At 43.3% G+C, this 16,682-nt stretch carries 14 protein-coding genes; 3 read left to right on the top strand and 11 right to left on the bottom strand.

Annotation, left to right across the window (positions count from 1 at the left end; all coding sequences use genetic code 11):
* Nucleotides 1–4: 4 nt before the first annotated feature.
* From I2F54_RS02895 to mnmA, 8 genes are all read right to left on the bottom strand, one after another.
* Nucleotides 5–1,582 carry a RagB/SusD family nutrient uptake outer membrane protein gene (locus tag I2F54_RS02895; protein ID WP_195500479.1) on the bottom strand — a complete coding sequence of 526 codons (1,578 nt, stop codon included), beginning with the start codon at nucleotides 1,580–1,582 and terminating at the stop codon, nucleotides 5–7.
* Nucleotides 1,583–1,603: 21 nt separating this feature from the next.
* Nucleotides 1,604–5,191 carry a SusC/RagA family TonB-linked outer membrane protein gene (locus tag I2F54_RS02890; protein WP_162609573.1) on the bottom strand — a complete coding sequence of 1,196 codons (3,588 nt, stop codon included), beginning with the start codon at nucleotides 5,189–5,191 and terminating at the stop codon, nucleotides 1,604–1,606.
* Between the two features lie 161 nt (nucleotides 5,192–5,352).
* Entirely contained in the window at nucleotides 5,353–6,498 is a 1,146-nt protein-coding gene (locus I2F54_RS02885; RefSeq protein ID WP_195500478.1) for a FecR family protein, read from the bottom strand.
* Nucleotides 6,499–6,577: 79 nt separating this feature from the next.
* The gene (locus I2F54_RS02880; protein ID WP_009122780.1) at nucleotides 6,578–7,066 is read right to left on the bottom strand and encodes an RNA polymerase sigma-70 factor; all 489 of its coding nucleotides are present in this window, start codon (nucleotides 7,064–7,066) and stop codon (nucleotides 6,578–6,580) included.
* 156 nt (nucleotides 7,067–7,222) lie between these two features.
* The gene (gene xseB / locus I2F54_RS02875; protein ID WP_009122781.1) at nucleotides 7,223–7,432 is read right to left on the bottom strand and encodes an exodeoxyribonuclease VII small subunit; all 210 of its coding nucleotides are present in this window, start codon (nucleotides 7,430–7,432) and stop codon (nucleotides 7,223–7,225) included.
* 4 nt (nucleotides 7,433–7,436) lie between these two features.
* Nucleotides 7,437–8,687 carry an exodeoxyribonuclease VII large subunit gene (xseA, locus tag I2F54_RS02870; RefSeq protein WP_195500477.1) on the bottom strand — a complete coding sequence of 417 codons (1,251 nt, stop codon included), beginning with the start codon at nucleotides 8,685–8,687 and terminating at the stop codon, nucleotides 7,437–7,439.
* A gap of 41 nt (nucleotides 8,688–8,728) precedes the next feature.
* Nucleotides 8,729–10,099 carry a S8 family peptidase gene (locus tag I2F54_RS02865; protein ID WP_195500476.1) on the bottom strand — a complete coding sequence of 457 codons (1,371 nt, stop codon included), beginning with the start codon at nucleotides 10,097–10,099 and terminating at the stop codon, nucleotides 8,729–8,731.
* Nucleotides 10,100–10,137: 38 nt separating this feature from the next.
* Entirely contained in the window at nucleotides 10,138–11,205 is a 1,068-nt protein-coding gene (mnmA, locus tag I2F54_RS02860) for a tRNA 2-thiouridine(34) synthase MnmA (protein WP_129618653.1), read from the bottom strand.
* Nucleotides 11,206–11,411: 206 nt separating this feature from the next.
* Here mnmA and I2F54_RS02855 point away from each other — a divergent pair, with 206 nt between their 5' ends.
* The 3 genes from I2F54_RS02855 to I2F54_RS02845 all read left to right on the top strand — a co-directional run bounded on the left by I2F54_RS02855 (nucleotide 11,412) and on the right by I2F54_RS02845 (nucleotide 14,818).
* Nucleotides 11,412–12,467: a porin gene (locus I2F54_RS02855; RefSeq protein ID WP_195500475.1), complete on the top strand. Its 1,056-nt coding sequence runs from the start codon at nucleotides 11,412–11,414 to the stop codon at nucleotides 12,465–12,467.
* Between the two features lie 37 nt (nucleotides 12,468–12,504).
* Nucleotides 12,505–13,356 (top strand): exodeoxyribonuclease X C-terminal domain-containing protein, encoded by an 852-nt coding sequence (locus I2F54_RS02850; protein WP_195500474.1) that lies wholly within the window; start codon nucleotides 12,505–12,507, stop codon nucleotides 13,354–13,356.
* A 103-nt stretch (nucleotides 13,357–13,459) separates the two neighbouring features.
* Entirely contained in the window at nucleotides 13,460–14,818 is a 1,359-nt protein-coding gene (locus I2F54_RS02845) for a glycoside hydrolase family 28 protein (RefSeq protein WP_009122787.1), read from the top strand.
* 10 nt (nucleotides 14,819–14,828) lie between these two features.
* On the opposite strand, the gene ispF is transcribed toward I2F54_RS02845, so the two are convergent.
* The 3 genes from ispF to I2F54_RS02830 are packed head-to-tail and all read right to left on the bottom strand — an operon-like array spanning nucleotide 14,829 to nucleotide 16,624.
* Entirely contained in the window at nucleotides 14,829–15,308 is a 480-nt protein-coding gene (gene ispF / locus I2F54_RS02840) for a 2-C-methyl-D-erythritol 2,4-cyclodiphosphate synthase (protein ID WP_039950980.1), read from the bottom strand.
* A gap of 42 nt (nucleotides 15,309–15,350) precedes the next feature.
* Nucleotides 15,351–15,968, bottom strand: coding sequence for a fumarylacetoacetate hydrolase family protein (locus tag I2F54_RS02835; protein WP_087426945.1), 618 nt, complete (start codon nucleotides 15,966–15,968; stop codon nucleotides 15,351–15,353).
* Entirely contained in the window at nucleotides 15,968–16,624 is a 657-nt protein-coding gene (locus tag I2F54_RS02830) for a redox-sensing transcriptional repressor Rex (protein ID WP_009122790.1), read from the bottom strand. Before I2F54_RS02830 ends, I2F54_RS02835 begins: the two co-directional genes overlap by 1 nt.
* Nucleotides 16,625–16,682: the final 58 nt, after the last annotated feature.

The following is a 16,682-nucleotide window of genomic DNA, read 5'->3' as shown; positions in this document are numbered from 1 at the left end:
TGTTTTAATCATTTCTTGGATTAGGGTCCATACCCGCTGTTATAACATTAGAAGGCAACTGAATAGCTCTACGCGGATCATCCACAGGTAATGTATCAGTAATACGCACTAGTCTACTTCCTTCGAAATAACGACGATAAATTACAATCCCGTAACGTTTTATATCCTGCCAACGCAATCCTTCTTCCAATGTCAGGATACGACGTGCATGCAAAATACAGTGAATCAGATTCTCCTGCATTCCTTGTTCCAACGTAAAAGCCGGATGAAGCTCTTTCTTGACAGAAGGATTAGCCGTATTCTCCGGGGTATAATAATTTAATGCTGCATAGAAGCTATTAATCGATTCTTTTGTAAGAGTGGTCGTGTTTTTTGTAAAAACTTTTTGCCATGCATCAATATCTTCAGCCGCCTTGTCATACTGTTTCAGCAAAGTATATGCTTCTGCCCGGCAAAGTAAAGTTTCGTCAGTTGTAAATGCCGGCAACACCATATGCCCCGTATAACTATCACCCGACGTTGAATATTCCTGATACAAAGCCAATCGGCGAAAGCCATTTTTAATAGAACTTCCTGGGGCAAAAGGTTCTTGCCAATAATTGGTTTGTGCCCCCCATGGACCCGTTGATTTGCAGGTTTCAGCGGCAGTTATATTATTACTACAATATTTTTCACAAGCTCCATATCCCGGGTCTGCAACTAAAGGCCAATATGAATCTGCTGAAATCAACAATAAATTAGCCTGATTATCAGCATTTACATACTCATTAGGCTGTACTGAACGATTGGAAGAAAGCATTCCAAGCGCTTTCCAATCACGCAAGCTTTCAGCCGCATTACTACCTAATACACGGTCGGCATATTCTATCACTTTCCGGCAATTAGAAAAGTCCGATTGCATATAATAAAGATAAAAACGAGCTGCAAAAGCGTACGCCGCCTTCTTGTTGAAATGGTATTTCGCCTTGCTGTAAATATTATCGTCTATCAGTGGCAATCCTTCTTCAATATCTGCGGCAATCCGTTGATAGGTTGTGGCAAGTGTACCTCTATCGTAACTCGGATTTACCGTAGTTTCTAACTCATCCATATACGGAATACCTAAATCCTGTTCTGCATGAGTAGAGGTATATGCCTTACAGAAAATCGTCGCGAGCAGAAAATGATTGTATGCACGGCAAAGCAACGCTTCCCCTTTTTGCGGTTGCAGACTTTCCGGATTATCCATACGCTCAATAGCCTTTAACGCCTGGTTCGCCGATGCTATAGAATTATAGCAGTCAATCCACAAAGCATGCGGTGAATCCTGATCCTCTTCAGTGGTTTGCCGCCAATGATACATGTGTTCGTTCAAGCGGAAAAGGTAGGTGTATAAATTACTGTTTTCATCGATATTATCACTATGCAACTCACCAATTTCGCAACTTGTAGTTGTAGGATAGGCAGAAACCAGTATTCGGGTTACGCTTTCCTCGGTAGTCAGTTCTGTCCGATTATCCGGCAATTCATCCAGATAATCGGAGCAGGAAGCAAATAGAGCTGTTGCAAAGAATGCTGTTATATATAAATGTTTATGTTTCATCTTTTCTGTTTTTATTATGAATTAAAAACCTACTCTAAGCGTCAATGTAAATTGGCGAGGTACCGGAGCGGCAACACCACCGGTATTAAAGAATTCCGGGTCCTGTCCGTTCAACTTCTTATCCGCATAAATGAGGAAGAGGTTGGTAGCCTGCAACTTCAGTGACAGGTTGGATATCTTGGCCGGTTCTATCCAGGCTTTTGGAAATTCATAGGCAAGAGAAATCTCCTTCATACGAATGAAATCACCTTTGGCGATACGCTCTGTTGAATAATTGTAAGCATTGTAAGCATACACCAAATTCTGGTTTTCATAATACTGCCGTTTGGAGATGATAGCCGGAATATTTGTACGAGCCTCATCACCCGGTACTGTCCAGCGGTTCTTAAACTCACGAGGCATAGAAGACAAATCCGAATACTGGTAGCTGAAACAAGGATTCATGCGGACTACATTACCGAATGAATATGTCATAAAGACATTCAGCTTAAACCCTTTATAGGTAAAGATATTACCTAAACTACCCGTTATAGTCGGATCGGTAGGACCTTCGTACTTCAAATAATCCAAATTTTCGCGTGTCTGGAAGTCAATATTCGTACTGGTAACTTCTCCATTAATCAAATATTGAGGAATACCGTTCTTATCCAATCCTGCAAATGGAATGGAGAATAAGCCGCGTACAGGATATCCTTGCATGGCAAAACCGTTTCCTGATACAAGTTCCATCATGCTGGCACGTGACTTCAAATCGGTTACTTCATTTTTCGCGTAAGAGAAGATGAAGTCCGTATTCCATGAGAACGACTGCGACTTTACATTTTTGGTAGAAAGCGTGAACTCAACACCATGCGACTTCATGGAAGCGATATTGGCATATTTATAGATAGTACCGCCTACGCCTTGCGTAGCGATGATACCTATCAAATCGTAGTTATTACGCTTGTACCAGTCCACTGCAAAATTGATGCGGTTGTTTAAGAAACCCATATCCGCGCCGATGTTCAACTCGTGCTTTTTCTCATAAGTCAGTTCACTGTTCTCCGGGTCAGAAACATAAAGTCCGGTTTCCTGTCCGTCCGTAAAAGGACGATAAGGAGAATAACTCATGATAATTGCCTGTGAATTGGTTACATACTCCGGACCACGGTCGGCTGTCAATGAATAAGACGCTTTCAACGTCAAGTGTGACAAGGCAGGCGCAAAAGCTTTATCAAAGAAATCCTCTTCATGCACATTCCACGCACCTGAAATATTCCAAGTAGGCAACCAACGGGCAGAACGACTCCGTCCCATACGGTTTGTTCCTTCATAACGGAAAGTTCCGTTTAATGTATAACGACCGTCATAAGAATAAGCCAAATTAGTAAATCCGGCCACGCTACGGGTAGTTGAATGGCTTAACCCATAGTAAGGTTCTCCTGCTTCAATACCTTTCTTGAAGTACTCATATACGTAATAAGGTATCTCCCCCATAGTATATTGCATACCCCAACCCTGAAAATAATTCTGCGAACGCTCCAGATTATTCACTTCAAGACCGGCAAACAAGTTAGTCATGTGCTTTTCTTTAAACATGTGGTTCCATGACAAAGTACCACGAAAGTCAATTCCAAGCATACGATAATCCTTCCGTTGATAGATACCGCCTTCCGGCAAAACAGTGATAGGCAATGCATACGGATTATCCGGATTGGTATAAAGCAGATTATTCGCATCACGTATCGTCGCATCATCCATACCGGTACGATAGGCCGTTGCCTGATTGGAATCATCCTTGATATTATGCTCCTGCGAGGAAGCCTGATATTTTACCGAACCCAAAGCGCTGATTTCCAATCCCGGAATTACTTTCCAACGCATTTCACCCTGGAACTTTACATCAACGACGTTTAAATCAATGTAGTTATTATCCAATTCATGCAAAATATTGAATGGAGCATAGTTTGTTGTATAGTCAACCGAAGGGTCTAACGCACGCGAGGTATTCAACGCGTAAGAATATGGATTGATATCAAACTGACGACTGACCTCACCGCTCGCCGCGTTAATCTCCGAACTCAATGTGCCCGGTGCTTTCTGTTTACGATAAGAAGCATTGGCAATCATGTTCACAGACAGATTCTTATACATATTGTAGGTAGTATTCAGATTAGCGGTGTAGCGTCTGACTTCACTCTGCTTGTACCAACCCGGATCGGACATAGCACTCAATGAAGCATAATAAGATGCTTTTTCCGAACCGGAAGTAATACTGACCGAATGGTTCTGAATAATGTTATTAGAGAATAAAGCGTCAAACCAATCCGTATTTCTCATCTCCGCCTGACGCAAATAAGAGTTGCGCGCTGCTGTCGTGTTCGCAAGACCGAATTGTCCGGTAGTCTCATTATACTGATTTATCAGCTGGTACATTTTACCATATACACCGCTGTTCTTGGCACGGTAAGTATCGCTATTATTCAACCAGCCTTTCTGCTCCAGTTCCTTATAAATACCCATTTGTTCCTGAGAATTCATAATATTGAACTCTTTATAACTGGGAATCATACGGGTAGTAAACTCGCCTGTATAACTGATTTTATGTACTCCGGCCGAACCTTTTTTAGTAGTCACGACAATTACACCCGCCATAGCACGTGCACCATAAATAGACGTCGCCGAACCGTCTTTCAGAATTTGAAAACTTTCGATATCATCCGGATTTAAACCTGCGATAGCGGAACTGATCAATGTTTCGGCATCACCGGAAGAAAGATCGTCTGCTCCCACCTCGATAGCATCTTCCATGATAACTCCATCAACAACCCACAAAGGCTTGGAACTACCATAAATGGAAGTTGCGCCACGTACGCGAATTTTGGGCGCCGTACCGAAAGTTCCGGATACGTTTTGTACGGAGACACCGGCCGAACGTCCTTCCAGACCGCGGCTGATATCCGCCATACCATCCATTTTTATATTTTCTGCCTTTAACTGGTCGGTAGCGCCGGTAAACATACGTTTATCCATACGCTGCATACCCGTCACAACAACCTCCGACAGTGTCTGTACATCCGATTGCAGAGACACTTTCATTGTCGGTGAGGGAGAAAGTGACTGCGGCAGCATACCTACATAGGAAAATTCCAACTTGGAACGACTGGACACATTAGGTAATGTAAATTTACCGTCCATATCCGTCAGCACACCGGTAGAAGTACCTTTCACCATAACGGTAGCTCCGATAAGCGGTTCACCATCATCAGCCGACAACACAACACCGTTTACCGTATATACTTTAGCCTGTTTGGACGGGCCTTTCGTTGTAATGGTAATAAATTCCTTATCGATATTGTACTCAAGTTTCTTACCCGACAGGACAATATCCAAAGCCTCCCGGATATTTTTATCCTTGATGACACCGCTATACGTATATGGCTTCACATCATCATACGTAAAAAGGATTTTATAACCCGAAATTTTGCTTAACTGTTTAAATACGGAAGATAGCTCTTCATTTTTAAACTCTACCGTAAGTTTCTTCTCACTCACTTGAGCTTCCGCACAGAACGGAAGCCAAAATAGGAAAAAGAAAAGCGGAAATAATAAGTACCTCTTTCTTCTCATCATACGTTTATTTTTAATAATATTAGCGAAGCTTCATTTATTAATAGTGCGTACGACTTGAATAACAAGACACCTCTTTTCCTTATTTTTTTCGATTCATGAAACTTTTTCTCTAAAAAGCATCTACAATATGGAAGAATTTACACAAAATATGCATTCATTTAGTCAACATAGACTGTATTCTCACAAAGTGTTAACGTTACCTTTTTTAAACGATTCATTAAACGAATAGTTTCTTCGATGCCACTTTGGCGATTAGACATAAAATGTATGCGATATGCCATGGCTTCTTTATTTCTAAATGTAACGTTCACATTATACCAACGTCCGATAGACTTCATGATATCCGCCAACGGCAGTTCGTCAAAATAGAAATATCCGTCTTTCCAATAAGTATAGGCTTCACTGTTTACTTCTTTCACCTCAAACAATCCATCGGAAAGAAGCATGGCGTCTTTACCCGGTTCCAAATCCACAAAACGTGCATTTTCATGACTGCGAACCTGTACTTTACCGCTAATCAGTGTTACATGACTGTTTTCAGCCGTATAACTTTTCACATTAAATTCTGTTCCTAGAACCTTAGTCTGCAAATAATCTGTCTTTACGATAAAAGGCTTTGCGTCTTTTGTAACTTTAAAGTACGCTTCTCCTTCAAGAAAAACCGTACGTTCCTTTTCTATAAAAGCGGTAGGATAAACCAATTTACTATTGGCATTCAGCCAAACCTCCGTACCATCACAAAGAATCAATTTGAATGTCTCGCCTCTGGGAATGACAATAGAATGAGTCTGCAACATTTTTTTTACTACCGGAACGGAAGTCTTTGCCAGATTGGTATAATCAAGAGTTCGCCGTTTTTCCACCTGTTTGTTTTCTTTTTTAGGCTCATCGTCCAAAAAGAACTGCTTACCGTCATTTAATTCCAGAACAATACGCTGCTCATTCGGATCTGCAGCAAACACCGTGACTGATTTAGGCGAAGTAACCGGTACATTAAATAGATAATTCAATGAGAAAAAAGCTCCTACCAAGATAGCTGCCACCGAACCGCTCCATATCCAAAACATCTTAAGATATTTTTTCCTATTGCGTCTGCTTTTCAAACGGGCTAGCTCAGCCTCAACGTCGACCATACCGGAAGCTTGGTGCTTATGTAAAAGAAATCTGACATCCATCAAATCCTTACAGGCATCTAATGTCTCCGCATCTTCCAAATCTTCCCATTTCTTATCAGAAATATCGGATGAGCTCTCCATTAAATCCAATGCTTTCTCAAATTCAGATGTACTATCTTGATTACTCATAAATCCGCTAATTAGTTAATACTCTATTATAATTGCGTTTATAAAACTTATTTTGAACCGTTTAGCCTATTTTTTAGGTTTATTTAGCAAATTCTTCCCGAATTGCTTTCAAGGCTTTAACAATATGTTTTCTAACCGCACTTATGCTTATATTCAATTCTGCGGCTACTTCTTTATATTTCTTCTCATGTAGATAGCACTCTTCCAGGATGTGTCTCGTATGCGGTGTCATTCCATCCAATACTTTCTGAATCTTCACCATACGTTCGTCTTGTTCCTTAAATTCCACTTCAGTATAATTTTCATACAATTTCTGAGAGAATTCAGCATAAGCGTAATGTATGTCTTGGTGTCTCAGATAGTCGATAGAGCGATTGCGTACATATATAAAGAGATACGACTTAGCCGTGGCCTTCTCTATCCTATCAAAATTCTTCCATATATATTCAAAAGCATCACTCGCTATATCACGGCTTACTTCCCAATTGTTAATGAGAGAATGTGCATAGGAATAAAGAGGGACATAATATTCTTTAAAAAAGAAATCAAAGTCAGCAAAGTCCTCCACCTTTTACAATTTATTATTTATCTTAAACAAATTCGCCAGCGAAATTAATTATTATAATAATAAAGAAAAAGCAGAATCTTCTCTTTCAGCCTCTAAAAGAGTTATATAATATTAATACATTAAAAATCGAGCTAACAAAAAGCCGTTCCAGGTTGTTTAATCTTGCTGTTTATCCGATAAAAGTTTTTTGACCTCACAATCTGCCTTGGTCAATTTATCACTACAAAATGCAATGATTTCATTCGCTTCTTTTATCTTTTCGGCAAGTGCATCTATTTCCAACTCATTGTTGTCTATCTGACTGACAATTTTCTCCAGCCGTTCCATTGCTTGGGAATACGTCTCTTTTTTCTTGGGTGTAGGCATAGGATTATTTATTTTTTGACGATTTATTCGTTACTACTGAAATCACTTCTCCGTGATACAATCGAGTGATGATTTCATCACCCTCGTTTAGGAGAGAAGTATTCTTTACAGCTTTACCGTTTTTCAATGTAATACTGTAACCACGGGCCAGTTGTTTTTCCGGGGAAGCATCCATCAGCCGCTGTTGAAGTAGTTCCAGCCGATGATGTTGACGAAACAAAGAAGACGTTACAGCTTGTACAATATCTTTTCGAACGGTAAGTAAAGTTAATTTCGCATCCGAGATACAACTATAAGCAGCGGAAGGAATACGATTCTTACAGGATACTAACCTCTGATGTTCTTGCATCAGCAAATTCCGGGCACCATCGTATAAACGGGCAGCCAACAAATCCAACTCATCGGCAGCGTCATTCATACAGTCTATCAGGAATTCCGCAGCAGCAGTAGGAGTCTTGACACGGGTGTGGACTACAGAATCAATCACCGTATCGTCACGCTCATGCCCGATACCTGTAATAACAGGTAAAGGAAACTGCGCACAGGCCGCCGCGAGCAAATAAGTATCAAACCCGGAAAGGTCGGAGGTTGCTCCACCACCACGAATAATGACCACCACATCGAAATTATCCAAGCGGGAGTTTATCTTGTCCAAAGCAGCCAAAACAGATTCTTCAACACGCTCACCTTGCATCAATGCCGGAAAAAGCTCCGTATGGAAGTAAAAACCTCCCGGATTATTTTGTAACTGGTGGCAAAAGTCACCGTATCCGGCAGCGGTTGGGGAAGAAATAACCGCGATACGCTGCGGCAAGCGAGGTATTTTCAATTCTTTATTTAAAGTGAGTACCCCTTCTTCTTCCAATTGTTTCAGAATTTCCTTACGACGACGAGCCATATCACCCAAAGTATAGGTGGGGTCTATATCCTGTACCGTAAGACTGTATCCATACAGCTCATGGAAGCTGACGGTAACTTGCACCAACACTTTGATACCCGAAACAAATGCCTGTCCTGTGGCTTCCTCAAAATAAGGTTTCAACAGACGAAATACATTCGACCAGATTGTTCCTCTTGCCTTGGCTATCAAACTATTACTACGGGCATCCTTCTGTACGAACTCCAGATAACAATGTCCGGTGCTGTTGGTACGTACATCGCTTAATTCCGCCTGTATCCAATAGGTATCAGGCAGACATTGTTCCAAGCTTCGGCGTACCAGAGCATTCAAGTCGTATAGTGATAATGCATCCACGTTTTTAAATATAAAGTATAGGTTTGAAGGTTTCTGTTTTTTTACTTCTTTTGCTTATAACTATTATAAGCTTTCCACATATCCGGCACACCATAACCATAGATATTATCCGGATAGTCGGCACGGTCACCGGAAGTACGAACCAATTCAATCAGTTCCTTCGCGGTCAGCCGGGGACATGCCTGCCATAAACAAGCCACCATTCCACACATGATGGGCGAAGAAAAAGAAGTCCCGTTTGCTTTGCCTTGATTCCCGTCCGTACGAATCACATCCGATCCTTCACCCACAGCTACAACATCCGGCTTAATCCGGTTATCGGCCGTATTGCCGATAGAAGAGAACGGAGCCAGTACCGCTTGTTTGTTGATAGCGCCTACCGTCAATACATTCTCAGCATCTCCCGGAGGAGTTATCTTTTTCCAAGCCCCCATTCCCGAATTACCGGCACTGCACACCAACACCATACCCTTATCAGCTATATGTGAGGCCTGACGGGACATCAAAGCATGGCGTCCATCCAAATCACGGTATTTATAATTTTTCGATTTATCATCGAAAGCATAATACCCCAAAGAGGTATTAAGCACGTCCACACCCACACTATCGGCAAATTCTACGGCGGCAGCCCAATAGTCCTGCTCTACCAAATGCTCGGAATATTCATCCTCACTGCGAAGCAGCCAAAAAGAAGCTTCAGGTGCGGTACCTGTCATAATACCCGGCCGGTTCATTCCGATACAAGAAAGCACACTCAGTCCATGACTGCTCTCAGCAAATAAATCCGCCTGAGGATTGACAAAATCTTTAACACCTAAAACACGGATGTTCCGCATTGCCGTTATCTTATCCAAATTATGAAATCCGGCATCAATGACAGCAATCGTCATTCCCTGCCCCTTAAATCCGGCATCATGCAATTTATCTCCATTGCTCAACTGAATTTGGGTGATAGCAGGTCCGTAAATACTGTCAGTGTATATCTTCGGCTCATTAATTACAGAATCACGTGTTGCGACCCTCGTCCCTTCATTCATTTTCGGAGCAGTCCATACCTTTTCCGCAGTACGTACAAACGGCAATGCGGCAATACGGTCAATCAAAGTAGAATCATTGCAGGAAACCGTAACAAAGTTTTCCCATTTTCCCTCAACCACGATATTCACTCCTTGCCTGCGTATCTCATCGATATACTTACGGCAAACCGGCAGATCGGTGGAGTCAATCGCCAGATTCTGTTTTTGGCGTCTTGCAATGGCTTTCTCCGAAAGAAACTGTTCCGGACGTTCCAATGAATAAACGGTAGCTGCCTTGTCTCTTAAACTAATACGATATTTCAACGTATCTTGCTGTGCCGATGCACCTGCCACAAACAACGCTAAAACTGAAAGAATAATTAATCTCTTCCTCATCAATCTCTTTTTATTTTCAAATTTCCATTCTTAATTCTCTAAATATACATACCGATACCCCGTTGCGAAGCGATAAACGAACCGCCTGCCACCCGTTTTCCGATGTAGAATACAGCAGACTGTCCCGGTGCAATGGCAGATGCTTCCGCCTCAAAATGTACCAGTAACCGTCCGTCTTCCAGGCGTTTTACCGAACAAGGAACCGGCTTACTGCGATAGCGGATGCGAACCGTCAGTCCACTGCTTCCGAGAACCTCTCCCTCATCAATCAGATTATCCTGTTCCGCAAGCATATATTCCGCTTTGAGTTGCTCTGCATCTCCCAGCATTACGGTATTCTTCTGCGGATTGATTTTCAACACATAAGCGGGTTTTCCCAATGCGATTTCAAGTCCTTTCCGTTGTCCGATGGTATAGTAAGGAAAGCCCTTATGTTCTCCCAACTTCACCCCTTCCGAATTGACAAACCAGCCCGGTCCTACTTCATCGTCTATCTCCGGAGAATGTTCGCGCAGAAAATCCCGATAATCTCCCTTTATGAAACAGACTTCCATGCTTTCCCCTTCTTCGGCCTTCAGCGTATAACCTTTATCCCGCAGGTAATCACGTACTTGCAATTTTGTATATGCTCCTAATGGAAAAAGGCAGCGTCTCAAAACATCCTGCCCCAGTCTCCAAAGAAAATAAGACTGATCTTTCTTCTCATCGTCCCCGGCGACTATGTATATTTTCCCATTCAGTTCTTCCAAACGGGTATAGTGCCCCGTAGCAATATACCGGCAATTCAATTTATCCGCCCACTCCGTAAGAATACGGAACTTAAACAGAGGGTTGCACATCACACAAGGGTTGGGTGTCCGCCCCTGTCGGTATTCATCTATAAAATTCTGAACAATCACATTGCGAAAGGCCTCACGTTCGTCAGCCACATGATGTTCAATGCCCATACTCCGAGCCAGTTGACGGGCCTCTAACGGTTCGTCTCCCCACACCCACATCGTAAGGCCGATTATCTCGTAGCCCTGTTCTTGCAGCATCAAACATGTAGCGGTACTGTCAATACCACCGCTCATACCAACCAGCACTCGCTTTTCTATCTTGTTCATTTCTCGGATATTCATCGTTTTAGCCTGCAAAAATACGGGTTTTCGAGTAGAAGACAGAGAAAAGCCCCGCCTTTTTAGCAAGACTTCACATAGATACATATAGTTTTCTCTCTGATTTTGTAACAAAAACGAAACGTATATGACATAAAAACACAACATATATGACCGTATCTTTGCCGCCGTAAATAAATCGACAACAACAAATTATGAAAAAAAGCGCATTGATGCTGCTCATCATCCTGCTGCCCTTTACGGCGAAAGCCCAAAGTGCCTACAACAACGAGGACGGAAAGAAGATAAACAAAGAAAAACTGGAAACAAAAGACTATCTGCCCGAAATTCATGGAACCATCCGCTCCAAATACGAATACCAGACCACTATGGGCGCCGGACGCTTTGAAGTGCGAAACGCACGTGTCAGTGTCACCGGTAATGTCTTACCGATTGTGGCCTATAAAGCCGAAATCGACCTATCGGACGAAGGAAGCATCAAAATGCTCGATGCCTATGCACGCCTGTTTCCGGCAAAAGGGCTGACAGTAACCGCCGGACAGATGCGTGTACCCTTTACCATCGACGCACACCGTTCACCACACCAACAATATTTTGCCAACCGTTCATTCATCGCCAAACAAGTAGGTAACGTACGTGATGTGGGTGTCACACTGGGATATACCCTGCCTACCGAACTACCCATCACGATAGAAGGCGGACTGTACAACGGTTCGGGACTGACCAATCAAAAGGAATGGCATAAAGAAATAAATTATTCCGCCAAAGCCCAATTCCTTTTCACCAAAGGGCTGAACCTGACACTGAGCGTACAAAGCATACAGCCGAAAGAGATACGCGTACAATCATACGATATCGGCGCTTACTATGAGTTCCACCGCTTCCATATAGAAGGTGAATATCTATACAAGCAATACTCCGACAACGCCTTCGGAGATGTACAGGCCGTAAACACATTTATCAATTACGACCTTCCCCTGCGGAAAGTATTCAATAAAATGTCTTTCCTGCTACGCTACGACATGATGACAGACCAAAGTGACGCCAAAACAACCGACGAGGAAACCGGTTCATTAATCACCACCGACTACAAACGCCAGCGACTGACAGGCGGTATCACTTTCAGTCTCAGTAAAGCGTTCCGCACAGACCTGCGTCTGAATTACGAAAAGTATTTCTATGCCCACAACAGTATTGCAAAAGAATCTGAACAAGACAAAATCGTACTGGAACTGATGATACGATTCTAAATAAAATTCCGTATATTTGGAATAAGCAAATTGATGTATGGCAAATCCGCTTATTCCAGGCATCACCGCCACAGAACAAGACTTGTTGTATCAAAAGCTCAATGCATACAACCGGCAAAAGACCTCCTTCAAAGAAGTTGGCGCTTATCTTGTGGTACTGCCGAGAGCGGATCATCCCCGCTATTCACTTTGGATTTACTCCCCCTTACCCGAAAAGCAATCCATATTTTACATATTCGACCTGGACGAAGACGTACACGAAGCCTTACGCATATCCAGTACTTTATGTTATTACTCTTCACGCCCTCTGTTTTTAGTGGAATATAACGCCAAACGAATGCAGAACAGAGGCGACGACATTATCTCTTTCGGTAAATACCACGGACATTACCTGCACGAGATTCTGCAAGTGGATCCCGGCTATCTCACTTGGATAGCTTTTAAGTTCACCCCCCGAATACCCAAGCAAGAACGTTTCGCTCAAATCGCCCGGATATATCATTCCGTATATATCGACATCCTGCAACGAAAAGCCCAACAACCGTCTATCGGACGCTATCTCGGCAAAGAGGGAGAAAAAGTAGAGAATCTGGTTCTAACCATTTTCAGTGTCCGTCTGGAAGACGATCCCTATAAGACGCAAGTCAAAGGTACGACCCCTTACTTCTATGTCCGACAAATACTGAAACTGAAAGACGCCTCCGGAAATCTTGTAACTTTCCGCATCAGCTCTCGTACGGCAAGCAGGCATTCATGCCAACTGCCGGCCATGGAGCATGCTTACCGGATAGACGAAACAGTCCATATAGCCTCGGCACGTATTGCCAACACCTATACCATTGGAAAAAACAAATGGACGCGACTTAATTATGTAAAAATCCGGCAATAGCACAAATCCAATCAAAAATTCCATTTCAAACATCAATTCATCCACCTTTCCCCGGAAAGAAACCCGTATTTTTGCCTTGTACATATTTAGATACTGTAATACCATGAAAAAACAATCTGCACTCTGGTGCTTACTTCTCTTATTGACGATAGTAGCATGCACTGCCACATCCCCCCGGAAAGAAACCGGAGAATGGGCAAAAGTACCCGGAATACTAAAAAATATCGTACCGCCTGCATTTGCCGATACGATTTATGATGTGACCGAATACGGAGCAAAAGACGATACAGCTTTCGACAGCCGTCCCGCCATCCTGAAAGCCATCAATCAATGTAACACCGATGGCGGCGGTACCGTACTGATTCCCGCGGGAAACTATTTCATCAAAGGAGCCATTACGCTGAAAAGTAACATCAATCTGCATATCGCCGAAGGTGCACGTCTGGAATTCTCTACCGAAGCCGCCGACTACCTTCCTATGGTACTGACTAAATGGGAAGGAACGGAATGCTTCAACTACTCTCCCTTTATCTACGCATACCAGTGCACAAATGTCGCAGTAACCGGCAAAGGTACTATCGACGGAAACGGTTCGGTGACCTTCAACGACTGGCATGCCATACAAGGCCCTGCCGTAGACCGTCTGCGCCAAATGGGCATCGATTCCGTTCCGGTCTACGAACGCGTATTCGGCGAAGGACATTATCTACGTCCTTGTATGATACAATTTTACGGTTGCAAAAACGTATTGGTGGAAGACTTGAAGATATACGATTCTCCTTTCTGGATTATCCACCCCGTATTCTGTGACAACGTAACCGTACGAAACGTATATATCGACAGTAATAACTACAACAATGACGGCTGCGACCCGGAATCCAGCACCAACGTACTGATAGAGGGAATGGACTTCAATGTAGGCGACGACGGCATCGCCATCAAATCCGGACGCGACCAGGACGGCTGGCGCATCGGACAGGCTACGGAAAATGTCATCATCCGCAACTGCCACTTCGCACGTTGGGCCATCACTATCGGAAGCGAGATGTCCGGCGGAGTACGAAATATCTATATCGAAGACTGCAAGATAGACAGTTGCCGCAATGGCATATACTTCAAGTCCAACTTAGACAGAGGAGGTTATTTTGAGAATCTGAATATGCGCCGCATTGAAGCGGATGTCTGTCTATGGGGTGTCATCAATTTCCGTACAAACTATCACGGATACCGGGGCGGCAATCATCCTACATTGTTCCGTAACATCTGCATTGAAGATGTAACCTGCAACCGTGTGGACAGCGTAGCTCTCATGGCTAACGGACTGCCCGAAGCCAAGCTGTACGACATCACCTTGAGAAATATAACCGTAAAGAAAGCCCCGAAAGCCATCCAAATGGAAAATGTGGTAAATCTGACATTGGATAACGTGACGGTTAACGGAAAGGCGGTAACCGCTCCCTGATTAAATCAGCCTATTCTTTCATTATCAACACGGTTGCATAAGCGGATATACCTTCCTCCCGTCCGGTAAAGCCCAGTTTTTCCGTGGTAGTGGCCTTTATGGAGATATCATCTTCATCAATCCCCATTACAGCGGAAAGAGTTTGCTGCATGGCAGGTATATTCGCTTTCAATTTAGGACGTTCGGCACAAATTGTCGCATCGATATTACCGACAGAATAGCCTTTGTCACCTATCAGCTCTACCGTTTTCTTCAACAGAATCTTGCTATCTATGTTTTTGAACTCACCTGCCGTATCTGGAAAGTGATAACCTATATCACGCATATTCGCCGCCCCCAGCAATGCATCACAAATGGCGTGTATCAATACGTCGGCATCCGAATGTCCCAACAGACCTTTCTCATGTTCCAAACGCACGCCACCCAACCAAAGTTCTCTGCCTGCCACCAATTGGTGAACATCAAAGCCAAAGCCAACACGTATCTTCATATCTTTTTGATTCTTTTGTTTTGACACAATAAGCAACCGAAATCAGCGAATATAGAAATCGAGCAGTTTTTCTTCTCCCAGATAACCTTGCAAATGCTGCCCGATACCGACAGGCCCTACACCGGCCGGCGTACCCGTAAACAATAAGTCGCCAATCTTCAAAGTCATGAAGCGACTGACGTAGGCTATTATATCATCTATCTTGAAAAGCATATCTGCCGTATTACCGCGCTGCACTTCCTTACCGTCTATATCAAGATGAAAATCCAGCTTCTGTAAGTCACCGCCGGCTTGTTCCGGAGAAATGAACGTACCGATAGCCGCCGAGTTATCAAACCCTTTACACAACTCCCACGGATTGCCGGCCTCACGGAATTTCCTCTGCAAGTCACGGGCAGTAAAATCAATACCTACCGTCACCGCATCATAGTAACGATGAGCAAAGCGCGGAGCGATATTCTTGCCCAGCCTGCAAATACGCACTACAACTTCCGTCTCATAATGCACCTCATTGGAAAAGTCGGGAACAAAAAACGGCTTACCGTCTTTCAGGATGGCCGAATCGGGTTTCATGAAGATAACAGGTTCCTGATTTATTTGAGTATGCCCCAGCTCCTTATTATGCCGTGCATAGTTCATCCCTACCGCAATAATCTTCATTACTTTATCTCATTAAAGTTCAAACGGTTAAACATAACAGCCAGATGTGCATACAACGAGGTGTTCTGAACTACTATATCTTCCGGCACGCGGATACGGAACGGAGTAAAGTTCCATACGGCCTTAATGCCGCCGGCCACCATAGTATCCGTAATGGTCTGCGCAATCTCGATAGGTACTGTCAACACACCGATATTGACATCATATTCGCGCATTTTCTTCTCAAAGTCATTGGAGTGATAAATAGGAATGCCATTCAAGGTCGTACCCACCAAATCCGGGTTTACATCGAACGCCGCTACAATCTCCAACCCGAAATGATTCAAACCGGAGTCGCGCAACAACGCGCCTCCCAGGCTTCCTACGCCGAAAAGAAAAGCTTTATGTATATTGGTAAATCCCAGAAAATCTTCCAATACAGCAATCAACGTATCTATCTCATACCCCACACGAGTACGGCCGGAGATATTGACATACGACAAATCCTTTGCTATCTGGGAAGCATCAATATTGATTTCTTTGGAGATTTGAGTAGAGGAAACAAAGCGTTCACCTTTCTTTCTAAGCAACTTTACATTGGAAAGGTACCACGGAAGCCGGCGCAAGGTAGGTTCCGGCACCTTCATGGAGTCTTTCTTTTGTAACTGATTGTTCATAGTCTTCCCTTTAAGTTCTCAATATTATGACTGACAAAAGTAGTGCTTTTTTTCTAAT

It is taken from the genome of Bacteroides clarus, assembly GCF_015555825.1.
Taxonomy (GTDB): Bacteria; Bacteroidota; Bacteroidia; order Bacteroidales; family Bacteroidaceae; genus Bacteroides; species Bacteroides clarus.
This window is presented reverse-complemented; position numbering and strand designations above follow the sequence as displayed.

Excerpts from the sequence above, each read along its gene's own strand:
- I2F54_RS02895 (WP_195500479.1), bottom strand. The coding sequence starts at position 1,582 with ATGAAACATAAACATTTATATATAACAGCATTCTTTGCAACAGCTCTA.
- I2F54_RS02890 (WP_162609573.1), bottom strand. The coding sequence starts at position 5,191 with ATGAGAAGAAAGAGGTACTTATTATTTCCGCTTTTCTTTTTCCTATTT.
- I2F54_RS02885 (WP_195500478.1), bottom strand. The coding sequence starts at position 6,498 with ATGAGTAATCAAGATAGTACATCTGAATTTGAGAAAGCATTGGATTTA.
- xseB (WP_009122781.1), bottom strand. The coding sequence starts at position 7,432 with ATGCCTACACCCAAGAAAAAAGAGACGTATTCCCAAGCAATGGAACGG.
- I2F54_RS02865 (WP_195500476.1), bottom strand. The coding sequence starts at position 10,099 with ATGAGGAAGAGATTAATTATTCTTTCAGTTTTAGCGTTGTTTGTGGCA.
- mnmA (WP_129618653.1), bottom strand. The coding sequence starts at position 11,205 with ATGAACAAGATAGAAAAGCGAGTGCTGGTTGGTATGAGCGGTGGTATT.
- I2F54_RS02855 (WP_195500475.1), top strand. The coding sequence starts at position 11,412 with ATGAAAAAAAGCGCATTGATGCTGCTCATCATCCTGCTGCCCTTTACG.
- I2F54_RS02850 (WP_195500474.1), top strand. The coding sequence starts at position 12,505 with ATGGCAAATCCGCTTATTCCAGGCATCACCGCCACAGAACAAGACTTG.
- I2F54_RS02845 (WP_009122787.1), top strand. The coding sequence starts at position 13,460 with ATGAAAAAACAATCTGCACTCTGGTGCTTACTTCTCTTATTGACGATA.
- ispF (WP_039950980.1), bottom strand. The coding sequence starts at position 15,308 with ATGAAGATACGTGTTGGCTTTGGCTTTGATGTTCACCAATTGGTGGCA.
- I2F54_RS02835 (WP_087426945.1), bottom strand. The coding sequence starts at position 15,968 with ATGAAGATTATTGCGGTAGGGATGAACTATGCACGGCATAATAAGGAG.
- I2F54_RS02830 (WP_009122790.1), bottom strand. The coding sequence starts at position 16,624 with ATGAACAATCAGTTACAAAAGAAAGACTCCATGAAGGTGCCGGAACCT.